The 20,351-nt window shown below is 71.8% G+C and carries 17 protein-coding genes and 1 tRNA gene; 6 read left to right on the top strand and 12 right to left on the bottom strand.

Features of this window, described 5'->3' with window-relative positions; genetic code table 11:
* Window positions 1-89 precede the first annotated feature (89 nt).
* A complete protein-coding gene (locus O145_RS09110) occupies window positions 90-1,352 on the top strand; it encodes a glycosyltransferase (RefSeq protein ID WP_043562366.1) in 1,263 nt (420 codons plus the stop codon).
* A 135-nt stretch (window positions 1,353-1,487) separates the two neighbouring features.
* Here the strand turns inward: O145_RS09110 and O145_RS09105 are convergent, their stop codons facing one another.
* Window positions 1,488-3,731 (bottom strand): MMPL family transporter, encoded by a 2,244-nt coding sequence (locus O145_RS09105; RefSeq protein ID WP_043562365.1) that lies wholly within the window; start codon window positions 3,729-3,731, stop codon window positions 1,488-1,490.
* Window positions 3,732-4,037: 306 nt separating this feature from the next.
* Between O145_RS09105 and O145_RS18630 the strand changes: the two genes are divergently transcribed.
* Both O145_RS18630 and O145_RS09095 read left to right on the top strand, forming a co-directional pair.
* Window positions 4,038-4,433 (top strand): VOC family protein, encoded by a 396-nt coding sequence (locus O145_RS18630; protein WP_052374905.1) that lies wholly within the window; start codon window positions 4,038-4,040, stop codon window positions 4,431-4,433.
* Between the two features lie 98 nt (window positions 4,434-4,531).
* Complete coding sequence (locus O145_RS09095; RefSeq protein ID WP_043562364.1) at window positions 4,532-4,945, top strand: DUF2218 domain-containing protein; 414 nt, start codon at window positions 4,532-4,534, stop codon at window positions 4,943-4,945.
* 156 nt (window positions 4,946-5,101) lie between these two features.
* Here O145_RS09095 and O145_RS09090 read toward each other — a convergent pair whose 3' ends face one another.
* The 5 genes from O145_RS09090 to O145_RS09070 all read right to left on the bottom strand — a co-directional run bounded on the left by O145_RS09090 (window position 5,102) and on the right by O145_RS09070 (window position 10,448).
* Window positions 5,102-6,595, bottom strand: a complete 1,494-nt coding sequence (locus O145_RS09090; RefSeq protein WP_043562363.1) for an MFS transporter — start codon at window positions 6,593-6,595, stop codon at window positions 5,102-5,104.
* Window positions 6,596-6,713: 118 nt separating this feature from the next.
* Window positions 6,714-7,700 carry an IspD/TarI family cytidylyltransferase gene (locus O145_RS09085; RefSeq protein ID WP_169740336.1) on the bottom strand — a complete coding sequence of 329 codons (987 nt, stop codon included), beginning with the start codon at window positions 7,698-7,700 and terminating at the stop codon, window positions 6,714-6,716.
* Between the two features lie 9 nt (window positions 7,701-7,709).
* The gene (locus O145_RS09080) at window positions 7,710-8,204 is read right to left on the bottom strand and encodes a CarD family transcriptional regulator (RefSeq protein WP_043562362.1); all 495 of its coding nucleotides are present in this window, start codon (window positions 8,202-8,204) and stop codon (window positions 7,710-7,712) included.
* A gap of 169 nt (window positions 8,205-8,373) precedes the next feature.
* Entirely contained in the window at window positions 8,374-9,087 is a 714-nt protein-coding gene (locus O145_RS09075; protein WP_043562361.1) for a response regulator transcription factor, read from the bottom strand.
* Window positions 9,084-10,448, bottom strand: a complete 1,365-nt coding sequence (locus O145_RS09070; RefSeq protein ID WP_043562360.1) for a sensor histidine kinase — start codon at window positions 10,446-10,448, stop codon at window positions 9,084-9,086. The genes O145_RS09075 and O145_RS09070 overlap by 4 nt, the downstream gene beginning before the upstream one ends.
* A gap of 163 nt (window positions 10,449-10,611) precedes the next feature.
* Here O145_RS09070 and phoU point away from each other — a divergent pair, with 163 nt between their 5' ends.
* On the top strand, window positions 10,612-11,256 hold the full coding sequence (gene phoU / locus O145_RS09065; protein ID WP_043562359.1) for a phosphate signaling complex protein PhoU: 645 nt from the start codon (window positions 10,612-10,614) through the stop codon (window positions 11,254-11,256).
* Window positions 11,257-11,423: 167 nt separating this feature from the next.
* Here the strand turns inward: phoU and O145_RS09060 are convergent, their stop codons facing one another.
* From O145_RS09060 to O145_RS09050, 3 genes are all read right to left on the bottom strand, one after another.
* Window positions 11,424-12,161, bottom strand: a complete 738-nt coding sequence (locus tag O145_RS09060) for a phosphoglyceromutase (protein WP_043562358.1) — start codon at window positions 12,159-12,161, stop codon at window positions 11,424-11,426.
* Window positions 12,162-12,331: 170 nt separating this feature from the next.
* Entirely contained in the window at window positions 12,332-12,658 is a 327-nt protein-coding gene (locus O145_RS09055; RefSeq protein ID WP_043562357.1) for a histone-like nucleoid-structuring protein Lsr2, read from the bottom strand.
* A 266-nt stretch (window positions 12,659-12,924) separates the two neighbouring features.
* Window positions 12,925-12,997: transfer RNA gene (locus O145_RS09050), tRNA-Thr, on the bottom strand.
* A gap of 389 nt (window positions 12,998-13,386) precedes the next feature.
* Here O145_RS09050 and O145_RS09045 point away from each other — a divergent pair.
* Window positions 13,387-14,538 carry an asparaginase gene (locus O145_RS09045; protein WP_043562356.1) on the top strand — a complete coding sequence of 384 codons (1,152 nt, stop codon included), beginning with the start codon at window positions 13,387-13,389 and terminating at the stop codon, window positions 14,536-14,538.
* A gap of 117 nt (window positions 14,539-14,655) precedes the next feature.
* Here O145_RS09045 and O145_RS09040 read toward each other — a convergent pair whose 3' ends face one another.
* Window positions 14,656-16,281 carry an alpha/beta hydrolase gene (locus O145_RS09040; RefSeq protein WP_084682494.1) on the bottom strand — a complete coding sequence of 542 codons (1,626 nt, stop codon included), beginning with the start codon at window positions 16,279-16,281 and terminating at the stop codon, window positions 14,656-14,658.
* Window positions 16,282-16,531: 250 nt separating this feature from the next.
* On the opposite strand from O145_RS09040, the gene O145_RS09035 reads away from it, so the two are divergent.
* Window positions 16,532-17,491, top strand: a complete 960-nt coding sequence (locus O145_RS09035) for a helix-turn-helix domain-containing protein (protein ID WP_052374904.1) — start codon at window positions 16,532-16,534, stop codon at window positions 17,489-17,491.
* A gap of 598 nt (window positions 17,492-18,089) precedes the next feature.
* Here the strand turns inward: O145_RS09035 and O145_RS09030 are convergent.
* A complete protein-coding gene (locus O145_RS09030; protein ID WP_043562355.1) occupies window positions 18,090-19,409 on the bottom strand; it encodes a DNA polymerase III subunit delta' in 1,320 nt (439 codons plus the stop codon).
* Window positions 19,406-20,125, bottom strand: a complete 720-nt coding sequence (tmk, locus tag O145_RS09025) for a dTMP kinase (protein ID WP_043562382.1) — start codon at window positions 20,123-20,125, stop codon at window positions 19,406-19,408. Before tmk ends, O145_RS09030 begins: the two co-directional genes overlap by 4 nt.
* Between the last annotated feature and the right edge of the window lie 226 nt (window positions 20,126-20,351).

The following is a 20,351-nucleotide window of genomic DNA, read 5'->3' as shown; positions in this document are numbered from 1 at the left end:
GACATTCAGCGGACCGCTCTCGACCAAGAAAATAAATAGGCGAGGCGGCGCCATGTGCGCGCCGAAACTTGGGCGTGATACAATGAACTGTGCGGATTGGCATATTTATTGACGATTACCTGCCGTCGGTGCACGGCGTCGCGACATCAACAACGAACCTGAAAGAGGCGCTGGAGGGGCTCGGTCACGAAGTCTACGTCATTGCACCGAGGTGCAAGGGGTATCGGGACGAGGACGACCACGTCATTCGCGTCCCCTCATCAAAGAACTATGTTTTTGACAAACGCGAGACCGGAGTCATCTATCCCGGTCTGGCACGAAGGCTCGACAAGTACGAGTTCGACATCGTCCACAGCCAGATGCAGTTCTACGTCGGCGTTCTTGCTCACAGCGTGGCGAAGCGCCAGAACATTCCTCATGTTACGACGGTGCACACGCTGTACACGGAGCTGATCGACGACTATCCGCTCATGGTGACGGCCGGGATCATCGCCCTGACCGTGGCGCTCCCGATCGTGCTGCGAACCAGGCCCATTCTGCCGACGGCGTCCCGCGAGCAGCTGCGCTCGATGAGCCGGGAGGCCATCAAGGAGACGTTCTCCCACCAGGGCTGGCGACTCACCGCCGCCTTCGCGAACAAGTGCGAGGCCTGCATATCGCCGTCGAACCACCTGGCAAGAATACTAATAGACGAGGGCGGGCTGACGGCACCGTGCTACGTGCGCCCCAACGGCATCAACACGAGGCAGTACCGCGACGCCGACCCCGAGGGCTCCCCCATAGAGAAAAGCCCGGGAGAGAAGTTCATCATATCCGTCGCCCGGCTGAGCCCGGAGAAGCGGCAGAAGGCGCTCATCGAGGCGATACCATTCATTCCCGACACGAGCATCAAGCTCGTCCTGGTCGGCGGAGGCCCGTACGAGCACGAGCTGAGAACGCGCGCCGAGGAGCTGCGCGTGACCGACCGAGTCATATTCACCGGCATGCAGCCGAGCGATAAGGTCGCCGCCCTGCTCAAGCAGGCGGACGTCTTCTCACTCGCCTCATACCACTTCGACAACCAACCAATGACCTTCCTCGAGGCGGCATCGAGCGGTCTGCCGATCGTGTACTGCGACGAGCAGATGACGGAGGGCCTGACGAAGCGCAACGCGGTGCTGACCGGCGGAATCGAGGGCGAGGACCTCGCACAGGCCTTCAACGACCTGTTCTCGAACCCCGAGAAGCTGGACATGCTGTCCAGGGGATCTCTCGATGTGGCCCAAGAGTTCGACTCGACAACAATGGCGGCAAGAATGGCCGACCTGTACGAAAAGCTAATCAGAGACCATCGCACGCTGTCGCGCCACTGAAGGCGACCGATCTCGAGCCGGAAGTGAGCCGATCGCGGCGGCCTCCCCTTCCCGGGCCCCGGTCCGGGCCTTCGCCCGGGCCCCGGCCGGCCCCGCCTCGCCCTCGACCTCGGCTCCACCCGGTCCGCCGGCCCATCAGGCCCTCTGGCGCAGGCGGCCGTACAGGCGGACCAGCGGCCCGGGCGCCCACCAGTTCCACCGGCCCAGCACCGTCATCGTCGCAGGCACGAGCAGCAGCCTCACGAGCGTGGCGTCAACGGCCACCATAATGGCCAGACCCACGCCGATCTCCTTGATGGAGATCATCTCGCCCGAGACGAACCCCAGGAAGACGGCGATAATAATGGCCGCCGCCGAGGTGATAATGCGTCCTGAGCGCTGCAGGCCGCGGGCGACCGCCTCGTCGTTGTCATGCCCGTCCTCCCAGTACTCGGTGATGCGTGCCAGCAGGAAGACCTCGTAGTCCATGGCCAGGCCGAACCCGAACGCCATGAGGCAGGCCACAATGAAGGTCTGCAGTCCCGGGGTCTGCGGCAGGCCGAGGTGCCCGTGCTCGAAGAGCCAGGATGTGATTCCGAGAGAGGCGATCAGTGAGAGGCTGTTGATAATGAGCGCCTTGAGCGGCACCACCAGTGAGCCGGTCATGCAGAACAGCAGCACGAAGACGGCCGTGATGACAATGAGCGCGGCCCAGGGCGCCCGGGCGGCCATCGAGTCGATGAAGTCGGTCTGCTGCGCGGCCGCGCCGCCCACCCAGAACCGGTACCCGGTGTCGATCGCCCGGATCCGGTCGACGGCATCGACGGCCTGCCGGCCCACCGGGTCGTCCACGTCCATGAGCACGCCGATGAGCACCGCGCCCTCGTGGTCGGCCAGCTCCGAGGCGCTCGCGCGGACGACGCCGTCCATGCCCCGGATCTCCTCCACGAGCCCGGCGGCGCCGTCGAGGTCGGTCTGCGCCACGATACTGATCGTGGGAGTGGCCAGTGCCGGGTAGTCGTCCTGCAGAATGTCGTACCCGGTGCGCACCGAGGCGTCGGCCGGCATGTACTCGACAATGTTGGCGCGCATGCGCAGCGAGCCGATGGGGGCGGCCATGGCCGCCAGGACCGCGGCGATGACGACCATGACCATCCACGGGTGCGCCACTACGCGGTGGGAGAGCCGGCTGAACACGCCGTCGTCGGAGGAGGAGTCGCCGACGGCATGCAGGAGGCGGCTGACGCCGGGCACCCGGCTGACCGTGCTCGGGCGGACCAGGTGCCCGCCCAGGAGCGTGATGACGGCCGGCACGAGCGTGACCGTGCACAGCACGGCCAGCAGCGTCACGGCGGCCGCCCCTGCCGCGATCGTCTTGAACATCGGGGAGCGCATAATGAGCAGGCCCACGATGGAGCAGGCGATGGTCAGCGCCGAGAAGGAGACCGTGCGCCCCGCGGTGGCCACGGTGCGCACGACGCCGTCCCGCACGAGCGCCTTCATGACCGCGCCCTGCGGCAGCCGGCCGTCGTCGTACCCGGACTCGACCAGCCGGATCGCGACCTCCTCGCGGTATCGGCTGACGAACAGCAGGCCGTAGTCGATCGACAGGGCCAGGCCGATAATGGAGATGACGTTGAGGATGAAGGAGTGCACGTCCAGGACGAAGGTCAGGCACCACAGCGCACCCATGCCGGTGAGGATGGAGACGACGGCGCCCGCCAGCGGCAGGCCGGCGGCGAGCAGGCCGCCGAAGATGATGATCAGCAGGACGAGGGCCACGGGGAGGCTCACGGACTCGCCCCGAGCGAGGTCCTTCTGGACGAGCTCGCCGATGGAGTCCCCGATGAGGTCCGCGGAGACGGCACGCACCTCCGCGCCTGGGGCGTACTCGCGCAGGGAGTCGCGGTAGGCGCCCTCGGCCGCGGCGGCCACGCGCGCGTTGGCGGCGTCGGCCTCCTTGTCGGTCAGTCCCTCGTCGAGGGCGACGACGACGGCGTAGCCATCGCCGTCCGTCGACAGCAGCGTCCTGGCCTGCTGCGAGGCGGAGCCGGGCAGTGCGAAGGGGTCGGTCGCCGAGGCGACGCCGTCGAGCCCGGTGAGCTTCTCGCGCGCGGCCGTAGCCGCGGCGGCGGCATTCGCATAGTCGCCGGCGACGTCAACGCCGTCGACCACGACGGTGATCTTCTCGCCGGTGCTGTCGTCGGAGGTGGTCATGGAGGACACGACGTTGGACTCGGTGCCCGGCGTGGTGACCTCGCCGCTCGCCAGCCGCTCGAACAGGCCGCCCCGGCCCCAGCCCTGGAAGACCAGGGAGGCCGCGAGGACGACCAGCAGCGCCCAGCCGACGACGAAGCCCACGGGGTGGCGGGAGACGGTGCGACCTATGCGAGTGAACATGTCAGGCCCTTCGTGTGCAGCGGCGTGGGAAGACTCGTCGGCATGTCCGGGTCCCGGGAGCGTGCGCGAGGCCCATCCATAACGAAACGATCGTTTTTATATGGCTGTAACAGTAGGCCGCTCATGGCCGCGAGTCAACAGCCCGGTCGGCGATACCGCTCAGGAGGCGACTCGTGCGGAAGCGGACCGATCTCGACGCGGAAGCGGACCGATCTCGACGAGGTGGGGCGTCCGGTGGCCGAGACGCCCGGGAGGAGATCCGCGCCACACCGTGCCGGTCGCCGGGAGCTGCGCTACGGTTCTTGCATGCACCGCACCGAGGTCATCCTCTACGTCGAGGACCAGGATCGCGCCGCGTCCTTCTACCGCCGGGTCCTCGGGGCCTCCCCCGCCCTGGACGCGCCCGGCATGACCGAGTTCGACCTCGAGGACCTCACGCTGGGCCTCGTGCCCGAGCGCGACTCGGTCGCACGCGTTCCGGGCATCACCCCGGGCACGGGCCAGCGCTGCGAGATCTACCTGCGGCGCCGCGACGCCGCCGCCGCCCTGGAGCGGGTCGAGCCCGCCGGAGGCCGCGTCCTCGCTCCGCTGTCCGGTCGGCCGTGGGGCGAGTCGGTCGGCTACGCCCTGGACCCCGACGGGCACGTGCTCGCCCTGGCCGAGGTCGGCCCCGACACGGGCGGCGGCCCGGCCGGCGCCTGACCGCCCGTCGCCCCCGGCGGGAAGTCGGGGGAGAGGAGCCGGAGAAGCGTCGACGAAGAGCCGCGGACGGACTGTCGAGTAAGGGTAGCCTTAAAATCATGAGCGCCTCCGAGACCCCCGCATTCGACCGCAGCTCCGTCGCCCGCGTCGCCACGGACCGGCCCGACCGGTACGGCCGCCAGCTGGTCGCCCACATGGGCCGCAAGATCACGACGGCCTGGGACGACGCCTCCGCCACCGGCTCGCTGTCCTTCAACCGGGAGGGCCCGGTGACCGGCGTCGTCGAGCTGGCCTGCGACGAGGGCGCGCTCGTCCTCGCGCTGCGCACGACGGAGGCGGATCTGGCGCGCCTGGAGCGGGTCACGGGCACCCACCTGGCCCGCTTCGGGCACAAGGAGGGGCTCGCCGTCTCCTGGGTGCGCGACGACGGCGCCCCCGGCACCGCCCAGGGGCCGCTGTCCGAGGAGGACATGGCCCGCACGCGCGCCGAGCGCGAGGCCCGGCGGGCCTGAGCCGCGCGGCCCAGGCCGCCACCGCCCCGGGCCGCAGGGCCCCAGGCCCCCGGGCCGCAGGGCAGACGACTACCGGTGCCGCGCCCTGTCCGCGGGCCTCGCCCCGAGCCCCGGGCCGACGACGGCCCGCGCCGGCGGGTCCTCCCCGCGCCGCCCTCAGTCCCCCAGGTCGGTGATGTGCCCGGCGGGGTCCTTGATCCGGACCGTCAGCAGCAGACCGATCACCAGGACCAGCATGATCCCGAGGATGCCCCAGTGGGAGGCCTCCGCGCCGCCGACGAGGACGCCGATCCAGATGAACGTCCCGTACATCGCCGGCGCCAGGAAGGACACGGCGCGGCCCGTCGTGGCGTACAGGCCGAAGATCTCGCCCTCGCGCCCCTTGGGGATCACGCGCGCCAGGAAGGAGCGCGCCGCCGACTGGGTCGGGCCGACGCACCCGGCCAGGACCAGGCCGAGCACCCAGAACACCCTCGCTCCGCCGCCGTGCAGGAAGAACACGCCGACGCCCGCGCACACGAGGATCGTCAGCGACCCGATGATCACCCTGCGGGGGCCGATGCGGTCGTCGAGCGCCCCCGAGGCGATGGTCGCGACGCCCGCGATCACGTTGGCCGCGACGGCGAAGACGAGAACATCGCCGCTGGTGAAGCCGAAGGTGTTCTGGGCGACAACGCCGCCGTAGGTGAACACGCCGGCCAGGCCGTCGCGGAAGATGGCGGCGGCGAGCAGGAACCACAGCACCTCGGGATGAGTGCGGTGCAGCGCCACGAGCGTGCGCCACAGTCGCTTGTAGGAGCCCCAGATCGACTCCTGCCGGCGGACCCGCACGGCCGGCCCCTGCGACGGCTCGGCCGGCTCGGCCTCGAGCCCGGCCTTCTCACGGTCCGCACCGCGCTGAGCGTCCTCGAGAATGGCCTGCCGACGCCGCCGGCCCCGCCTGCCGGACTGGGTCACCAGGACCGGGATCGCGCTCAGCCCGAACCAGACGGCGGCAACGAGCATGGAGGCGCGGACGCTCAGCCCGTTGTCCGCGGTGACCCCGAACCAGCCGACGCGGGGATTGATGAAGCCGACATACACAATGAGCAGCAGGACGATGCCACCGACGTAGCCCATGCCCCAGCCGAGCCCGGAGACGGCGCCGACCCTGTCCCTGGTGGCGATCTGGGGCAGGATGCCGTTGTAGTTGACGCTCGCCAGCTCGAAGAAGATGTTGCCGACCCCCAGCAGCGCGATGCCGAGCCAGAGGTGGCTCGGCCGCGGCAGCACGAGGAACAGCGCCGCGCTGATGGCCACGACAATGGTCGTGTAGGCGCCGAGCCAGAAGACGGTCCGCCCCGCCCTGTCGGCCCTCTGCCCGGTGACCGGCGCCAGCAGGGCGATAATGAATCCGGCGATCGACAGTCCCAGCGAGAGGGCGGACTCGTTGGCCGCCTTCACGCCGAAGTCGGGGCCGGTGAGGTAGACGGTGAAGACGAAGGTCGTGATGACGGCGTTGAAGGCGGCGCTCCCCCAGTCCCACAGCCCCCAGGCGAGGACGGGCCAGGACAGCAGGCGGGTCGGCCCGCCCGGATGGATGCCGCTGTAGGGCTTGGTCTCGTGCTGGGGGGCGCTGAGCAGGTCGCCCTCGGACTGGGGGTGGGTCATGCTGTGAGCCTACGGCGCCGCAGGCGGTCGTGCGGCGGCCTTGGCGCCGTTGAGGATGGCCGATCGGTCACTGCGACGGACGGCGCGGCCCGTCGCCCGACGGCGCCCGCGGCGGGCGTCACCGAGCGGGCGCGAGGACCTCGGCCAGGGCGAGGTCGAGCGGCGTGGTGACCTTCATGGCGAGGGGGTCTCCCTCGACGACGACGACGGTGCCGCCGGCGGCCTCGACGAGTCCGGCGTCGTCGGAGGCGGCCCGGGCCTCGTCGGCGGCGCGGTCGGCGCCCAGCCGGTGGGCGGCGACCAGGGTGGCCGAGGCGAAGCCCTGCGGGGTCTGCACCGCCCGCAGCCGGGAGCGGTGGGGGGTCCCCACGACCACCTCGACCGGCGTGTCGGCGGCGGGGGCGCCGCCCGCGTCGGCCGGGCCCGCGCCCGCCCGGCCCGTGGCGGCGACCTCCTTGACCGTGTCGCTCACGGGCACGGCGGGGACGACGGCGTCGTATCCCGCCCGCACCGCGGCCACCACGCGGCGCACGACCTCGGGCGGGGTGAGGGCGCGGGCGGCGTCGTGGACGAGGACGACGGCCGCGCCGGGCCGGGCGGCCAGCGCGGCGGCCAGGCCGAGGGAGACGCTGGCCTGCCGGGAGTCGGGCGAGCCGGGAACGACCTCAATGCCGATGGGGGCGCCGCGGGCCCCGCCGGGGTCACCGGCGCGAGGTCCGGCCGTCCCGGTGTCGGACCGTGCCGCGGAGTCGGCCCCGGCCCCGGGCTTCACCGCAGGGCCGGAGGCGGGCTCAGAGGCAGGCCCAGTCGCGTGCCCGGAGACGAGCCCGACGAGCTCAGCCTCGAAGCGGGCGATGTGCTCCGCGGGCGCGGTGACGACGACATGATCGACGACGCCCGAGGCGGCCAGGCAGCGCACCGCACGGCGCACCAGGCTCTCCCCGGCGACCTCGACGAGCGCCTTGGGTCCGGCGGCGCCCAGACGGGTCCCGGAGCCCGCCGCGGTCAGGACGGCGACGACGCCGCCCCCATCGCCGTCGGCGCAACCGGCCCCGCCGGCGCGTCCGGCAGCATCGGTGCTGCCGGCCCCATCCGTCGCGGGCACGAGCGGCTCTCAGGCGGCGGTGCCGGAGGCGAGGACCTCGTCGAGCTTGGACTCGGCCTGGTCCTCGGCGGTCTTCTCGGCGAGGGCGAGCTCGGAGACGAGGATCTGGCGCGCCTTGGACAGCATGCGCTTCTCCCCGGCGGACAGGCCGCGATCGGTGTCTCGGCGGGAAAGATCGCGGACGACCTCGGCGACCTTAATAACGTCACCGGAAGCGATCTTCTCCTGGTTGGCCTTGAAACGGCGCGACCAGTTGGTGGGCTCCTCAGTGAGCGGGGCGCGCAGCACGTCGAAGACCTTTTCGAGTCCGGCCTCATCCACCACGTCCCGCACCCCGATGAGCTCCACGCTCTCCGCGGGGACGAGGATTGTCAGGTCTCCCTGCGCAACCTCGAGCTGTAGATAGGTCTTCTCCTCACCGCGTACTTTGCGCTGGCGGATATCAATAATCCGGGCCGCGCCGTGGTGGGGGTAGACGACGGTCTCGCCGACTTCAAAGGTCATAGGTGACGTCACTCCGTAGCTAATGGCAGGAACCTCAGTTTACCAGGGAATGGCGCGCATATTCCGGGGAGGTACCTCACAGGTCACACGGTGGAACGCGCAACCTTCAGCGACCCGTCCCGCCCCCCGGCTGCACCCCCCCGGCCCGGGGCCGCCCCAGGACCCGGGGCTAAGCGGAGTCGTCAGAGGTGACCAGCATGTACCCGACTCCGCGCACCGTGGTCAGCAGCCGGGGCGCGCTCGGCTCGACCTCGATCTTGGCTCGAATCCGCTTGACGTGGACGTCGAGGGTCTTGGTGTCCCCCACGTAGTTCGCCCCCCATATCCGCTCAATAATCTGACTGCGCGTCAGCACGCGGTCGGGGTTTCGCAGGAACAGCTCGAGCAGCTCGAACTCTCGCAGCGGCATGGTGACGGCCTCGCCGTCGACGCGCACCTCGTGGCGCTCGACGTCCATCATGACCCGGCCCGCGCTCAGCAGCAGCTCCTGGGGCCCGTCCTCATGGCTGCGCCGCAGGACGGCGTGCACGCGGGCGAGCAGCTCGCGGTAGGAGTACGGCTTGGTGACGTAGTCATCCGCGCCGATCTCCAGGCCCACGATCTTGTCGATCTCGGAGTCCTTGGCCGTGACCATAATGACGGGGACCCTGGAGATGCGCCGTATGCGGCGGCACACCTCCGTGCCCGACAGGCGCGGGAGCATGAGGTCGAGCAGCACGAGGTCGATCGAAGCGGGCCCGCCGGACCTGCCGGCCGCCTCGAAGCGCTCGATGGCGGCCGCCCCGTCCTGCGCCTCCACGACCTCGAAGCCGTCGCGGCGCAGGCTGAGGGCCAGCGGCTCTCGGTAGTTCTCCTCGTCCTCGACGAGCAGGATACGGGTCATGTCTGGCCTTCCTCGGAGATCGCGGCGATGGCGGCGAAGGCCGCGCCCGCGGCACCGGAGGCGACGGCGGCCTCGGCCTCGGGGGCCGCGCCCGCCGGGTCCGGCGGCTCCGGAACCAGGCGCGGCAGGACGAGGGTGAAGGTGGACCCGCGCCCCGGGGTGGACCACAGCTCGACGGTGCCGCCGTGGTCGGCGGCCACGTGCTTGACGATGGACAGGCCCAGCCCCGTGCCGCCGGTGGCCCGCGACCGCGCCTTGTCCACGCGGTAGAAGCGCTCGAACACGCGCTCCTGCGCCTCCTTGGCGATCCCGATGCCCTGGTCGACGACGGCGATGCGCACCAGCTCGTCGGTCGAGCCCGCTGCGGCGGCGCCCTCCGCGCCGCCGGCGACGTCGTCGGCATCCGAACCGCCTGCGCCGCCCGCGCCGTCGGGACCGTCCGCGCCGCCCGCACCATCACCGGCGCCCGTGCGATCAATGCTGATCCCCACGCTCACGCGCGTGCGCGGGTCGGAGTAGCGGATGGCGTTGTCCAGCAGGTTGCGCACGGCCGTGGTGATGAGGGCGGCGTCGCCGCGCACGTGCAGGCCGGGGGTGCCGCCCGAGATGAGGGTGACCTCCTTGGCCTCGGCCTCGGTGCGCACCCGGTCGATGGCCTCGGCGACGACGGCGTCCAGGTCGACGTCGTCGGGCTCGACCAGCGCGTCCCCCTCCTGGAGGCGGGAGAGTTCCACGATCTCCTGGACGAGCACGCCCAGGCGCGTGGTCTCCCGGCGTATGCGGCCGACGTAGTTGCGCACGATATCGGGGTCGTCGACGGCGCCCTCGACGGTCTCGGCCAGCAGGGCGATAGCGCCGACTGGGGTCTTGAGCTCGTGGGAGACATTGGCCACGAAGTCGCGGCGCATGTCCTCCAGCCGCTTGGCGGCGGTGCGGTCCTCGATGAGGACGAGGATGCGGCCGCGCCCAATAGCGGCCACGCGCACGTACAGGTGGAACTGGCCGGCCCCGGCGACGCGTCCGCGGGCGACGGCCAGCTCGGCCTCCTCGGGCGCCCCCCCGGCTCGCACCCGGGCGACCATCTCGGCCACCTGCGGCTCGCAGACCTCGTCGTCGCGCACGATGTTGTAGGTGTAGGCGGTGGCGGAGGCGCGCAGCACCTCGTCGTCGTCGTCGAGCACGACGACGGTCGAGCGCAGCGCCGCCAGGACGGGCACGACGCCGTCGTCCTCAAGGGTGGAGCCCGCGGTGATGCCGTTCGAGCGGGAGCCGTACAGGGGCGGAGCGAGGGCGAAGGCGGCAGCGGCGCCTATCCCGACACACACGACGGCGACACTGACCAGCAGCACGAAACTTCCCACACCCCAAGGGTAGAGGCGGGACGGTGCCGATCGCGAGCCCTCCCGGGCGAGCCGCCCCGCCCGCCCCGCTCAGCGGCCACAATGGTCGTTGGAAGACGCCCGACCCCGGGCGGCCGACCGCCGCGACCCGGCCCGTAACCGGCCCAGAATCAGGAGCGACCCCGTGCGAGACATCTTCAATCAGGAGCTCAAGCAGCTCGGCTCGGACCTTGAGACCATGGCCAGGCAGGTGGCGACGGCGATCGAGCGGGCCGCCGAGTCGCTCAGCAACGGGGACATCATTGTCGCCGAGCAGGTCATCGACGCCGACGAGCGCATCAACGACCTGCAGCGGGACATCGACGACATGTGCATTATGCTGCTGGCCCGTCAGCAGCCCGTGGCCGGGGACCTGCGCAATGTGATCTCGGCCCTGCGCATGGCCCAGACCCTGGAGCGGCAGGGCGACCTGGCCCGGCACGTGGCCGCCATTGCGCGCGGACGCTACCCCGAGCCCCCGGTCCCCGAACCGGTCATGGGCCTGATCCTGCAGATGGCCGACGCCGCCGTGCGCGCCGGGGCGGACGTCGCCCGCCTCATCGCGACCCACGACCTGGACCTGGCGGCGCAGATCCAGCGCGGCGACTCCGAGCTCGACGCCCTGCACCGCCAGTCCTTCCAGATGATCCTGGACCCCGCCAACGAGCTGAGCCGCCAGCAGGTCGTCGACGCGGTCCTCATGGGGCGCTTCCTGGAGCGCTTCGGCGATCACTCGACGTCGGTGGCGCGCCGCATGGCCTACCTGGTCTCCGGCGGCGCCCCGGGCTGAGCCGCCGTCCCCTTCACCGAGATCAGTCGCATTCCGGCTCGAGATCGGTTCACTCCCGCGCCGGGACCAGCGAAGAGGCACCGGCGGTCTGCCGCTCCCCCGCGGGGGAGCGGCAGACCGCCGTCGTAGAGACGGGTGCGCCTACAGCACCATCAATGCCGCCGGCGTCACTTGCCCTGGTTGGCGACCGCCGCGATCTTGGCCTCGGCCTCCGGGTCGAGGTAGCGACCGCCCTTCTTGATGGGCTTGAGGGTCTCCTCGTCCAACTCGTATACCAGCGGGATGCCAGTGGGAATGTTGACACCCGCAATGTCAGCGTCGGAGATGCCGTCGAGGTGCTTGACAATGGCACGCAACGAGTTGCCGTGCGCCGCGATGAGAACGACCTTGCCCGTCTTGATCTCGGGGACGATGGTGCTCTCCCAGTACGGGAGCATGCGGTTCAGGACGTCCTTGAGGCACTCGGTGGCGGGGATGGGCTCGCCGGCATAGCGCGGGTCGGCATCCTGGGAGAACTCGCTGCCGGCCTCGATGGCCGGCGGAGGAACGTCGTAGGAACGGCGCCAGAGCATGAACTGCTTCTCGCCGTACTCGTCGCGGGTCTGCTTCTTGTTCTTGCCCTGAAGCGCGCCGTAGTGGCGCTCGTTGAGACGCCAGTTGCGCTCGACCGGGATCCAGTGGCGGTCGGCGGCGTCGAGGGCCAGGTTGGCAGTCGTAATGGCGCGGCGCAGCATCGAGGTGAAGAGCTTCTCAGGCAGGACCCCCGCCTCCTTGAGCAGCTCACCTCCATGGACGGCCTCGGCACGGCCCTTCTCGGACAGCGGCACGTCGACCCAGCCGGTGAAGAGGTTCTTCGCATTCCAATCGCTCTCGCCGTGGCGGAGCAGCACAAGGGTGTAAGCCATACCCCTATCTTGCCAGGCCGGGGCGGGCACGACCAGGCCCCTGAGTCCCAATGGACACAGGGGCCTGGCCCAGCACGTCAGTCGCACCGGGATGTCCGCCGAGGGCGGCCCCGCTCGCACGGAGATCGTGCCGCCCCCGGCGGGCGGTCCGGCTCGGCAGCCGAGCCCGGTCAGTTGGCGGCGTCGTAGGCCTCGCGGATGGAGGCGGGGATACGGCCGCGGTCGGAGACCTCGTAGCCGTTGGCGCGAGCCCACTCGCGCACCTTCTGCGTGTTCGAGGAGGTCCTGGGGGCCGCTCCGGCACGACGACGGATACGACGGCCGCTCACGCGCCGGGCCTTCACCGTCCACTCTTCAACGGTCTCACGCAACGCCGCCGCGTGGTCATCATTGAGATCGATCTCGTAGTTCACGCCGTCAAGAGCGAAGGTGACGGACTGGGTGGCCTCTGAGCCATCGATGTCGTCCACAAGAATGATCTGGGTCTTCTGCGCCATGGCACACACCTTTCGGGGTCAGCGGTCCTCGCTTTCGAGCGAGTAAATCATCAGTGACAACGCTAAACGCAAAGCGAATTGAATGCAAGCCCAAACGGGGGTCAAGTTATCCGCGCCCCCCGCCCTCGTTTCCGCAAGCCTCGTTGCCGGTATCCACCGATGCCGTCGAGCGGGCGGGGACCGGCGGCGGGCCGGACGGCCCCGCCGGCCGACAGAGAACGAAAAATCCCGGAACCCTGGGGTCCCGGGATGAGGCGCTCGCGCGGAGCCACCTGTGGGAATCGAACCCACGACCTATTCATTACGAGTGAATCGCTCTGCCGACTGAGCTAAGGTGGCGTGCTGCATGGTAGCGGACCGCAGGCTACCGGCCCCGGCGCCGGTCGCGCAATCCGTGCGCCGGGCACGCGGAGGTGGTACTGAACACAGGCCCTCGCGCACCGTCAGCCGACACCGTCGTGCGGGCGACGCGCCGGGATTCGCGCGGGCCGGACGCGCGCCGCCGAAGACGGCCCTCTTCCACGCATTCGACATCCCGCCCCCGGAGACACGGGGCAGCCGCCACCGCCCGCCCTATCCTCTTTGAACGCCCGGACTCACCATCGCCCCCGTGGGCCCCGCCCTCGCCGAGAGCCCTAAGAGATCGCTGAGATCATTACGACCGGCCCTTGCCCGACCGACAGGGCCGCGCCCCCGCGCGCCCGATCACCGAACCGAGGAGACCCACCATGCCCATCGCGCCAGCACCGAGCGTCCATATCATCTACGCGGGCGGCACCATCGGAATGGTCGACTCTCCCGACGGGCTCGTGCCCGGCGCCGATCTCGGCCACTGGCTCGCCGCGCTCCTTAAGGGCACCGATCTTGAGGGGAGGGTGTCGCTGGCCGCCCTCGACCCGCTTATTGATTCCGCCAATGCGACACCCGAGTCGTGGCAGGCGATCCTTAATGAACTGCGTGCGCATCGCGTCGCGGGCCCGACGGCGGGCACGGCGGCGGGCACTGAGGGCACAGCGAGCGCCGCGGGCACCGAGACCGCGGAGAGCGCTCAGAGCCCCGGAGGGGCGAACGCCTACGTCGTCCTCCACGGCACCGACACCATGGCCTACACCTCGGCCGCACTGTCCTACGCCCTGACAGGCTTCGACCGCCCGGTGGTCGTCACCGGCGCCCAGCTGCCCCTGGGCGCCGTCGGCTCGGACGCGGCTCCCAACGTCGCCGGAGCCCTGCGCGCCGCCACGAGTGGGCGGGCGACCGGAGTCGCCCTCTTCTTCGGGCACCACCTGCTGGCCGGCAACCGCGCCACGAAGACCAGCACGTGGGGCCTCGAGGGCTTCGCCTCCCCGTGCGCGGCGCCGCTGGCGACCGCCGGCGCGCCCTGGCAGTGGGCTCCCGCGCCCGACGCCGAGTGGGGCCAGTGGGACCAACGGCCCGCTGCGTGCACGCCCGGAGCGAACCGTCCGAGGCCCCTGCCGTACGGGCACCACGACGTCGTCGTCGTCGACCTCGTCCCGGGCATCACCGCCTCCCGGCTGCGGGCCCTGCTGACGCCCCTGCCCGACGCGGTGATCCTGCGGGCCTTCGGAGTCGGCAACGTCCCGAGCGCGCAGCCCGGGCTGACCGACGTCGTCGCCGACGCGGTCGAGGCGGGCACGGCCGTCGTCGTCGCCTCCCAGTGCCACCAGGCCGAGGTAGTGCTGGGCCGCTACGAGACCGGGGACGCGATCGCGCGCGCCGGAGCCGTGGGCAGCGGCGACATGACGCTGGAGGCGACCTACGCCAAGGTGCAGTTCCTCCTGGCCCAGGGGCTGCGCGGCGGCGAGCTGGCCGCCCGGGTGGGTCGGTCGATCGCGGGCGAGCTCACCGAGCCGCACGGCTGAGCCGAGCCGCACGACCGCCGGTCCCGGCACCGCGCCGACCGAGCCTGCTACCGCGTCCGCGGGCCGTCGGCCGCGGACGGCCCCGACGACGACGGCCCCGACGCACGCCGGCCGGGCTCACTTGCTCTTGCTCCCGGCGCAGGTCTTCCCCTCTTCGGGCAACTGGCCGGCCAGCAGGTAGGCGTCGACCGCCCGGGTGATGCAGTCGCCCGCGCGCCCGTAGGCCGTGTGGCCGTTGCCGTCCCAGGTGAGCAGGTGACCGTCGTCGAGCTGGGAGGCCAGGGCCTGGCTCCACGGGTAGGGGGTGGCCGGGTCGCCGGTGGTGCCGACGACGAGGATCGGGGCGGCCCCGGAGGCGTGAATCGGGTCGCGGGACCGGGAGGACTCGTGGCCCCAGGACTGGCAGAACAGGTCCGAGTAGACCAGCGCCTCCCCGAAGGTCGGCGACGCGGCCTTGATCTCCCCCGCCTCGGCGTCCCAGGACGCCGTGTCCCCGGTGACCGGGTAGTCCAGGCAGTTGATCGCGTTGATGGCCTCGCTGCCGTTGCCCTTGTAGGTGCCGTCATCATTGCGCGAGGAGAGCCTGTCGGAGATGCGGAGCAGGGTCGAGCCGTCGTCCTGGTTCATGGCCTGCGCCAGGCCCTGGGTGAGCACGGACCAGGACTCGGACTGGTACATGACCCTCAGGATCGCGTCCTGCGCGAGCGGGTACGTCAGCGGCCGCCTCGAGTCGGAGGTCCTCAGGGGCAGGGTCCGGACCCGGTCGAGGAAGTCCTGCACCTGCTTGACGCCGGAGTCGACGTCGCCCGTCAGGGGGCACCCCTGCCCGCTCTGGCAGTCCTCGACGTAGGAGCGCAGGGCGTTCTCGAAGCCCTGCGCCTGCCCCAGCGCGACCTGCCCGGCCGTGAGCGTCGGATCGATCGCGCCGTCGAGCACCAGGCGCCCGACGTTGCCGGGGAACAGCTCGGCATAGGTCGCCCCGAGGAAGGTTCCGTAGGAGTAGCCGAGGTAGCTCAGGGCGCCGTCTCCGACGACCGCCCGCAGAATGTCGAGATCACGGGCCGCCGAGATGGTGTCGACGTGGTCGAGCAGCCCCTGGGTGGTGGTGGCGGTCTCGCACTTGCCCTCGAGCTCGGTGGCGCGCTCGGCGACGTCGGCCCGCGCCTCATCGGCCGGGGTCTTGTTGGTGATCTGCTTCTCCCCCTCGCCCGAGCGCTCCGCGTCGAGCTCGGCGTCGGTCAGGCACTCGACGGCGGTGGAGCTGCTCACGCCGCGCGGGTCGAATCCCACGACGTCGTAGGACTTGAGCAGGTCGTCGGAGAAGTAGCCCTTGACGCCCTCGACCAGGTTGACGCCCGAGCCCCCCGGGCCGCCCGGGTCGATGAACAGGGAGCCGATGCTGGTGCCGTCCGCCGTCCGGCGCTTGAGGGCGAGCTCGATGGTGGCGCCGTCGGGCTCGTCATAGCTCAGCGGCACGGTGACGCGCGCGCAGGAGTAGGTGCCGGAGCCCGCGGCGGCATCGGCCTCCTGCATGCCGCTCTTCTCCTCGCAGGGGTACCAGGAGATCTCCTGGTTGTAGAATCTCTCCAGTCCGGCGGGCGTGGTGGCCTGCCCGCCAGCGGCTACGGGCGTGGGTGTCACCGTGGGCCGGCTGCCGCAGGACGCCGTCGCCAGGGCTATCAGGAGGACGACGGCCGTCGCGAGGGCGCGGCGGGCGCGGGAACGCGAACGCAAGATACTCACGTCAGCAGCCTACGGCGCCGGTTCGCCCGCGGCTCTCCTCCTGAAGGGGGACCGTGTCCCGGACGCTCCTTATCTGAAAGTTATCTGAAAGGGGCTCCGGTTCTTGACGGGGCAGCTCAGCGGCGCGGTCCAGCGGCGTGTCACCCGGCGAGGCCCGACGGCGCGTCCGCCCTGGGGTGCGGCCCGCACCGGGACCGGGGCCCCGTCAGGGCCTTCCGACCGGGTTCGCCTCTGGCATAACGTGTCCGGCATGAGCGACAGCACCCCGGCCCCGGCGTCGGCCGGCGCCCCCGCGCCGGCCGACGCCCGCGCGGAGATCAAGGACTTCCTGACCACCAGACGCGCCAAGGTCACCCCGCCGATGGTGGGCCTGCCCGTCGTCGCCGGGAACCGGCGAGTTCCCGGCCTGCGTCGCGAAGAGGTCGCCATGCTCGCCGGCGTGAGCGTCGACTACTACACGCGCCTGGAGCGGGGCCACGCCGGCGGGGCCTCGGAGGAGGTCCTCGACGCGCTCGCCTCCGCGCTCCTGCTCGACGACGCCGAGCGCCAGCACCTGTTCGATCTCGCCCGCTCGGTGTCATCCACCGGCCGGACCCGACGGCGCTCCCGCACGAGCGGCGCGGCACTGCGGCCGGGCGTGCAGTGGCTCCTCGACTCCATGGCGGTGCCGGCGCTCGTGGCGGACTCCCTGAGCACCTACGTCGCCTCCAACCTCATGGCGCGGGCCCTGTACTCCCCCATGTTCCTCGATCCCGCTCCGGAGGCGGCGGATCAGGGGGTCAATATGGCCCGCTTCGTCTTCCTCGACCCCCGCAGCCGCGACTTCTTCCCCAACTGGGACTCCGGTGCGGAGGACCTGGTGGCCATGCTGCGCCTCGCCGCCGGGGCGGGTCCGGCGGACGCGCGTCTGACGGCGCTGATCGGGGAGCTGTCCACCCGCAGCCGCGAGTTCTCCAGGCTGTGGGCGCGCCACGACGTGCGCTACGTGTGCCGCGGGGAGAAGGTCATCCGCCACCCGGTGGTCGGCGAGCTGCACCTGGCCTTCGAGCCCATGCCACTGACGACGGCGCCGGGGATGCGCATGACGGTCTACGCCGTCGAACCGGGCTCGCCGAGCCAGGACGCGCTGAGGCTGCTCGCCTCCTGGGCGGCCACGGAGTCGGCGCCCGCCGCGGAGGACAGCCCGGCCGCCCCGTCGTCGTGCACCTGAGAGCCCGCGCGAGCGGGCCCCGCCCGCGTACGAGCGGTGATCTCGCGGGCGTAGCCGCGCTGGAAGGCCCACGCCCAGATCCCATCGAGGTCCTCCTCCAGCCGGCACCGGCCGGCCTCCGCACCGCGGACGGTCAGGCGCGGAGCGGCGAGGGTCGCCATGCGCGCCGACGCCCCGGCTCCTGCGCCCCGCGGCGCGGGTTCCGCCGGAACCTGGACGGACACCTCGGAGCTGCCCCTGCCCGAGGGTGGGATACTGACCATGAAGGCGCCCCGGGAGTCGGGCCACGGGTAGTGACGGGTGCCCAGCATGAGGCGGGAGTGGATGCCGGTGGCGTCGAAGACCGTGCGCCGACACAGGCAGAAAAGAGCGAGGACGCCGATCGCGACCGCGATCAGCAGGCACGTGAAGAGGCCCCCCGCCTCCCCGGCCGCGCCGAGGGCACTTTACGCCCCCGGATCGCTTACTACGCCTCTTTGTCCCTTACTGTACGGGGAAAAGGAGCGTAGTAAGGGACAAAGAGGCGTAGTAAGCGACAAGGTCCCGGCCAGGCGGCGCGGGGACCGCTGTCGGCCCCATGGGCCCCGGCGCACGCCCCTCACGCCTGGGGGCGCAGCTGGACCATGAGGGACTCGACGGCCAGCAGCGGGGCGGCGTTGGAGCGCAGCCGCGCCCGGCACTCCTCGATGGCGGCGATGCGCGCCAGGGACTGCTCGGGGCCGGTGGCGACGGCGACCCGGTCGAGGGCCTCGGCGAGGTCGATGTTGACGGGTTCGACGTCGCTGCCCATCTGAGCGGCGAGCACGTCGCGGTAGAAGGAGAGCAGGTCGATCATGGCCCGGTCCAGGACGTCGGTGCGAGCGCGCCTGGCGCGGCGCTTCTGGTCCTCCTCCAGCTGGCGGACCTGGGCGCGCAGTGCGGGCGGCACCCTGGCGCCGTCCTCCAGGCCCAGCGCCCGCAGCAGGGCGGCCTTCTCCCGCGCGTCGCGCTCGGTGGTGGCGTCCTTGGCCTCCGCCTCGGCCGCCTCGACGAGATCCGCGGCCGCCAGGACCGCGTCCCCGACGCTGCGCAGGGAGACGGGCGCGAGCAGGAGGCGGCGTCGGCGCTCCCAGGCGCCCGGGTCGGTGGCCAGGTGCCGGGCGAGCCCGATGTGGGACTGGCTGGCCCGGGCGGCCCGTGCGGCGAGGTCCGGGTCGGCGCCGTCGCGGCGCACGAGCAGCTCGGCGACGGCGTCGGCCGGCGGGATGCGCAGGGTCACCAGGCGGCACCGGGAGCGGATGGTGGGCAGGACGTCGTCGGCGCTCGGGGTGCACAGGAGCCACACGGTCTGCGGCGGAGGCTCCTCGATGGACTTCAGCAGCACATTGGTGGTGCGCTCGGCCATGCGGTCGGCGTCCTCGACGAGCAGGACGCGCCAGCGGCCGGTCCAGGGGCGGCGCTGCGCCTCGCCAATGAGGCCCTTGGCCTCCTCCATGGTGATGAGGAGCTTCTCGGTGGCCAGGCGCACGACGTCGGGGTGGGCGCCGCTCATGACGTCCCGGCAGGGCTTGCACCGCCCGCAGCCGGGGGTCGGACCGGTGCACTGCAGGGCGGCGGCGAAGGCGCGGGCGGCATTCGAGCGGCCCGAGCCGGGCGGGCCCGTGATCAGCCAGGCGTGAGTCATGGCCGAGCCGTCGACGGCGCGGTCGGGGCCGGCCGGCTCGGCGGGACCAGCGGAATCGGCCAGGTCGGCCGCCGGACCGCGCTCCGGCGCGGGCGGGCCCTGCGCGATGTGCGGACGCCCCGCAGTGGCCTCGTGCGCCTGCGGGCCCTGCGCGGCGCCCTCGCGCGCCTCGGCGACGGCGCGGGCCGAGCGGGCGGCCGCCTCGAAGGCGGCGATGACGGCCTCCTGCCCGACGACGTCGTCCCACACGCTCACCGGGCGCCCCCGCGGTGGGCGGTCGCCGCGGCGACGAAGGCCTCCAGGCCCATGAGCACGCGCTGGTGGGCGGCCCCGCGCTGGAAGCGGGCGCCGTGACGGCGAACGGCCTCGACGGCGGCCTCGATGACGTCGTCGGCGACCTCGCCGACGGGGCGGTCGGCGTCGATGACGACGAAGCGGGCGGGCTCGGCCTCGGCCAGGGCGAGGAACTGGGCGCGCAGGGCGGCGTGGAAGGCGTCGGTCTCGCGCTCGAGGCGGTCCTTGGCGCCGCGGGCCATGGTGCGCCGCGCGGCGAGTCCCGGCTCGGCGTCGAGCAGGATCGTCAGGTCCGGGAGCAGGCCGTCGGTGGCCCACAGGGACAGGGCGCGGACGTCCTCGGGGCCCAGTGCCCGGGCGGCGCCCTGGTAGGCGACCGAGGAGTCGAGGTAGCGGTCGGTCAGGACGACGGCGCCGCGCTCGAGGGCGGGGCGGATCCTGGTGGCGACGTGGTGGGCGCGGTCGGCGGCGTACAGGAGCGCCTCGGCGCGGGGGGCGATGTCGCCGCCGTGCAGGAGGAGCTCGCGGATGGCGCCGCCGAGCCCGGTGCCGCCGGGCTCGCGGGTCAGGACGTGGTCGACGTCGGCCGCCGCGAGCAGGTCGGCGAGGATGCGGATCTGGGTGGTCTTGCCGACGCCGTCGCCGCCCTCGAAGGAGATGAACAGGCCCGGCTGCACGGCGTCCGCCGTCTCGGGAGCGTCGGGGCCATCGGGGCCGGCCTGCGGGTCGGAGGCGTTGTCGATCACAGAGCCAGCGTAGCGGGCGGAAGGGGGCGGCGCGTGGGCCGGGCAGGCGCTCGCGCCGCCCTCTTCCGCCCTTCCGCCGAGATCGGTCCAGTCCCGCACCGAGATCGGTCCAGTCCCGCACCGAGATCGGTCCAGTCCCGCACCGAGATCGGTCCAG

The sequence above is a fragment of the Actinomyces israelii DSM 43320 genome, from assembly GCF_000711965.1.
Lineage (GTDB): Bacteria > Actinomycetota > Actinomycetes > Actinomycetales > Actinomycetaceae > Actinomyces > Actinomyces israelii.
This window is presented reverse-complemented; position numbering and strand designations above follow the sequence as displayed.

Coding starts and splice junctions, on each gene's coding strand:
- O145_RS09080 (WP_043562362.1), bottom strand. CDS start 8,204: ATGACCTTTGAAGTCGGCGAGACCGTCGTCTACCCCCACCACGGCGCG.
- O145_RS09105 (WP_043562365.1), bottom strand. CDS start 3,731: ATGTTCACTCGCATAGGTCGCACCGTCTCCCGCCACCCCGTGGGCTTC.
- O145_RS09045 (WP_043562356.1), top strand. CDS start 13,387: ATGCCCATCGCGCCAGCACCGAGCGTCCATATCATCTACGCGGGCGGC.
- O145_RS09095 (WP_043562364.1), top strand. CDS start 4,532: ATGAGCGCCTCCGAGACCCCCGCATTCGACCGCAGCTCCGTCGCCCGC.
- O145_RS09090 (WP_043562363.1), bottom strand. CDS start 6,595: ATGACCCACCCCCAGTCCGAGGGCGACCTGCTCAGCGCCCCCCAGCAC.
- O145_RS09075 (WP_043562361.1), bottom strand. CDS start 9,087: ATGACCCGTATCCTGCTCGTCGAGGACGAGGAGAACTACCGAGAGCCG.
- O145_RS18630 (WP_052374905.1), top strand. CDS start 4,038: ATGCACCGCACCGAGGTCATCCTCTACGTCGAGGACCAGGATCGCGCC.
- O145_RS09035 (WP_052374904.1), top strand. CDS start 16,532: ATGAGCGACAGCACCCCGGCCCCGGCGTCGGCCGGCGCCCCCGCGCCG.
- O145_RS09055 (WP_043562357.1), bottom strand. CDS start 12,658: ATGGCGCAGAAGACCCAGATCATTCTTGTGGACGACATCGATGGCTCA.
- O145_RS09060 (WP_043562358.1), bottom strand. CDS start 12,161: ATGGCTTACACCCTTGTGCTGCTCCGCCACGGCGAGAGCGATTGGAAT.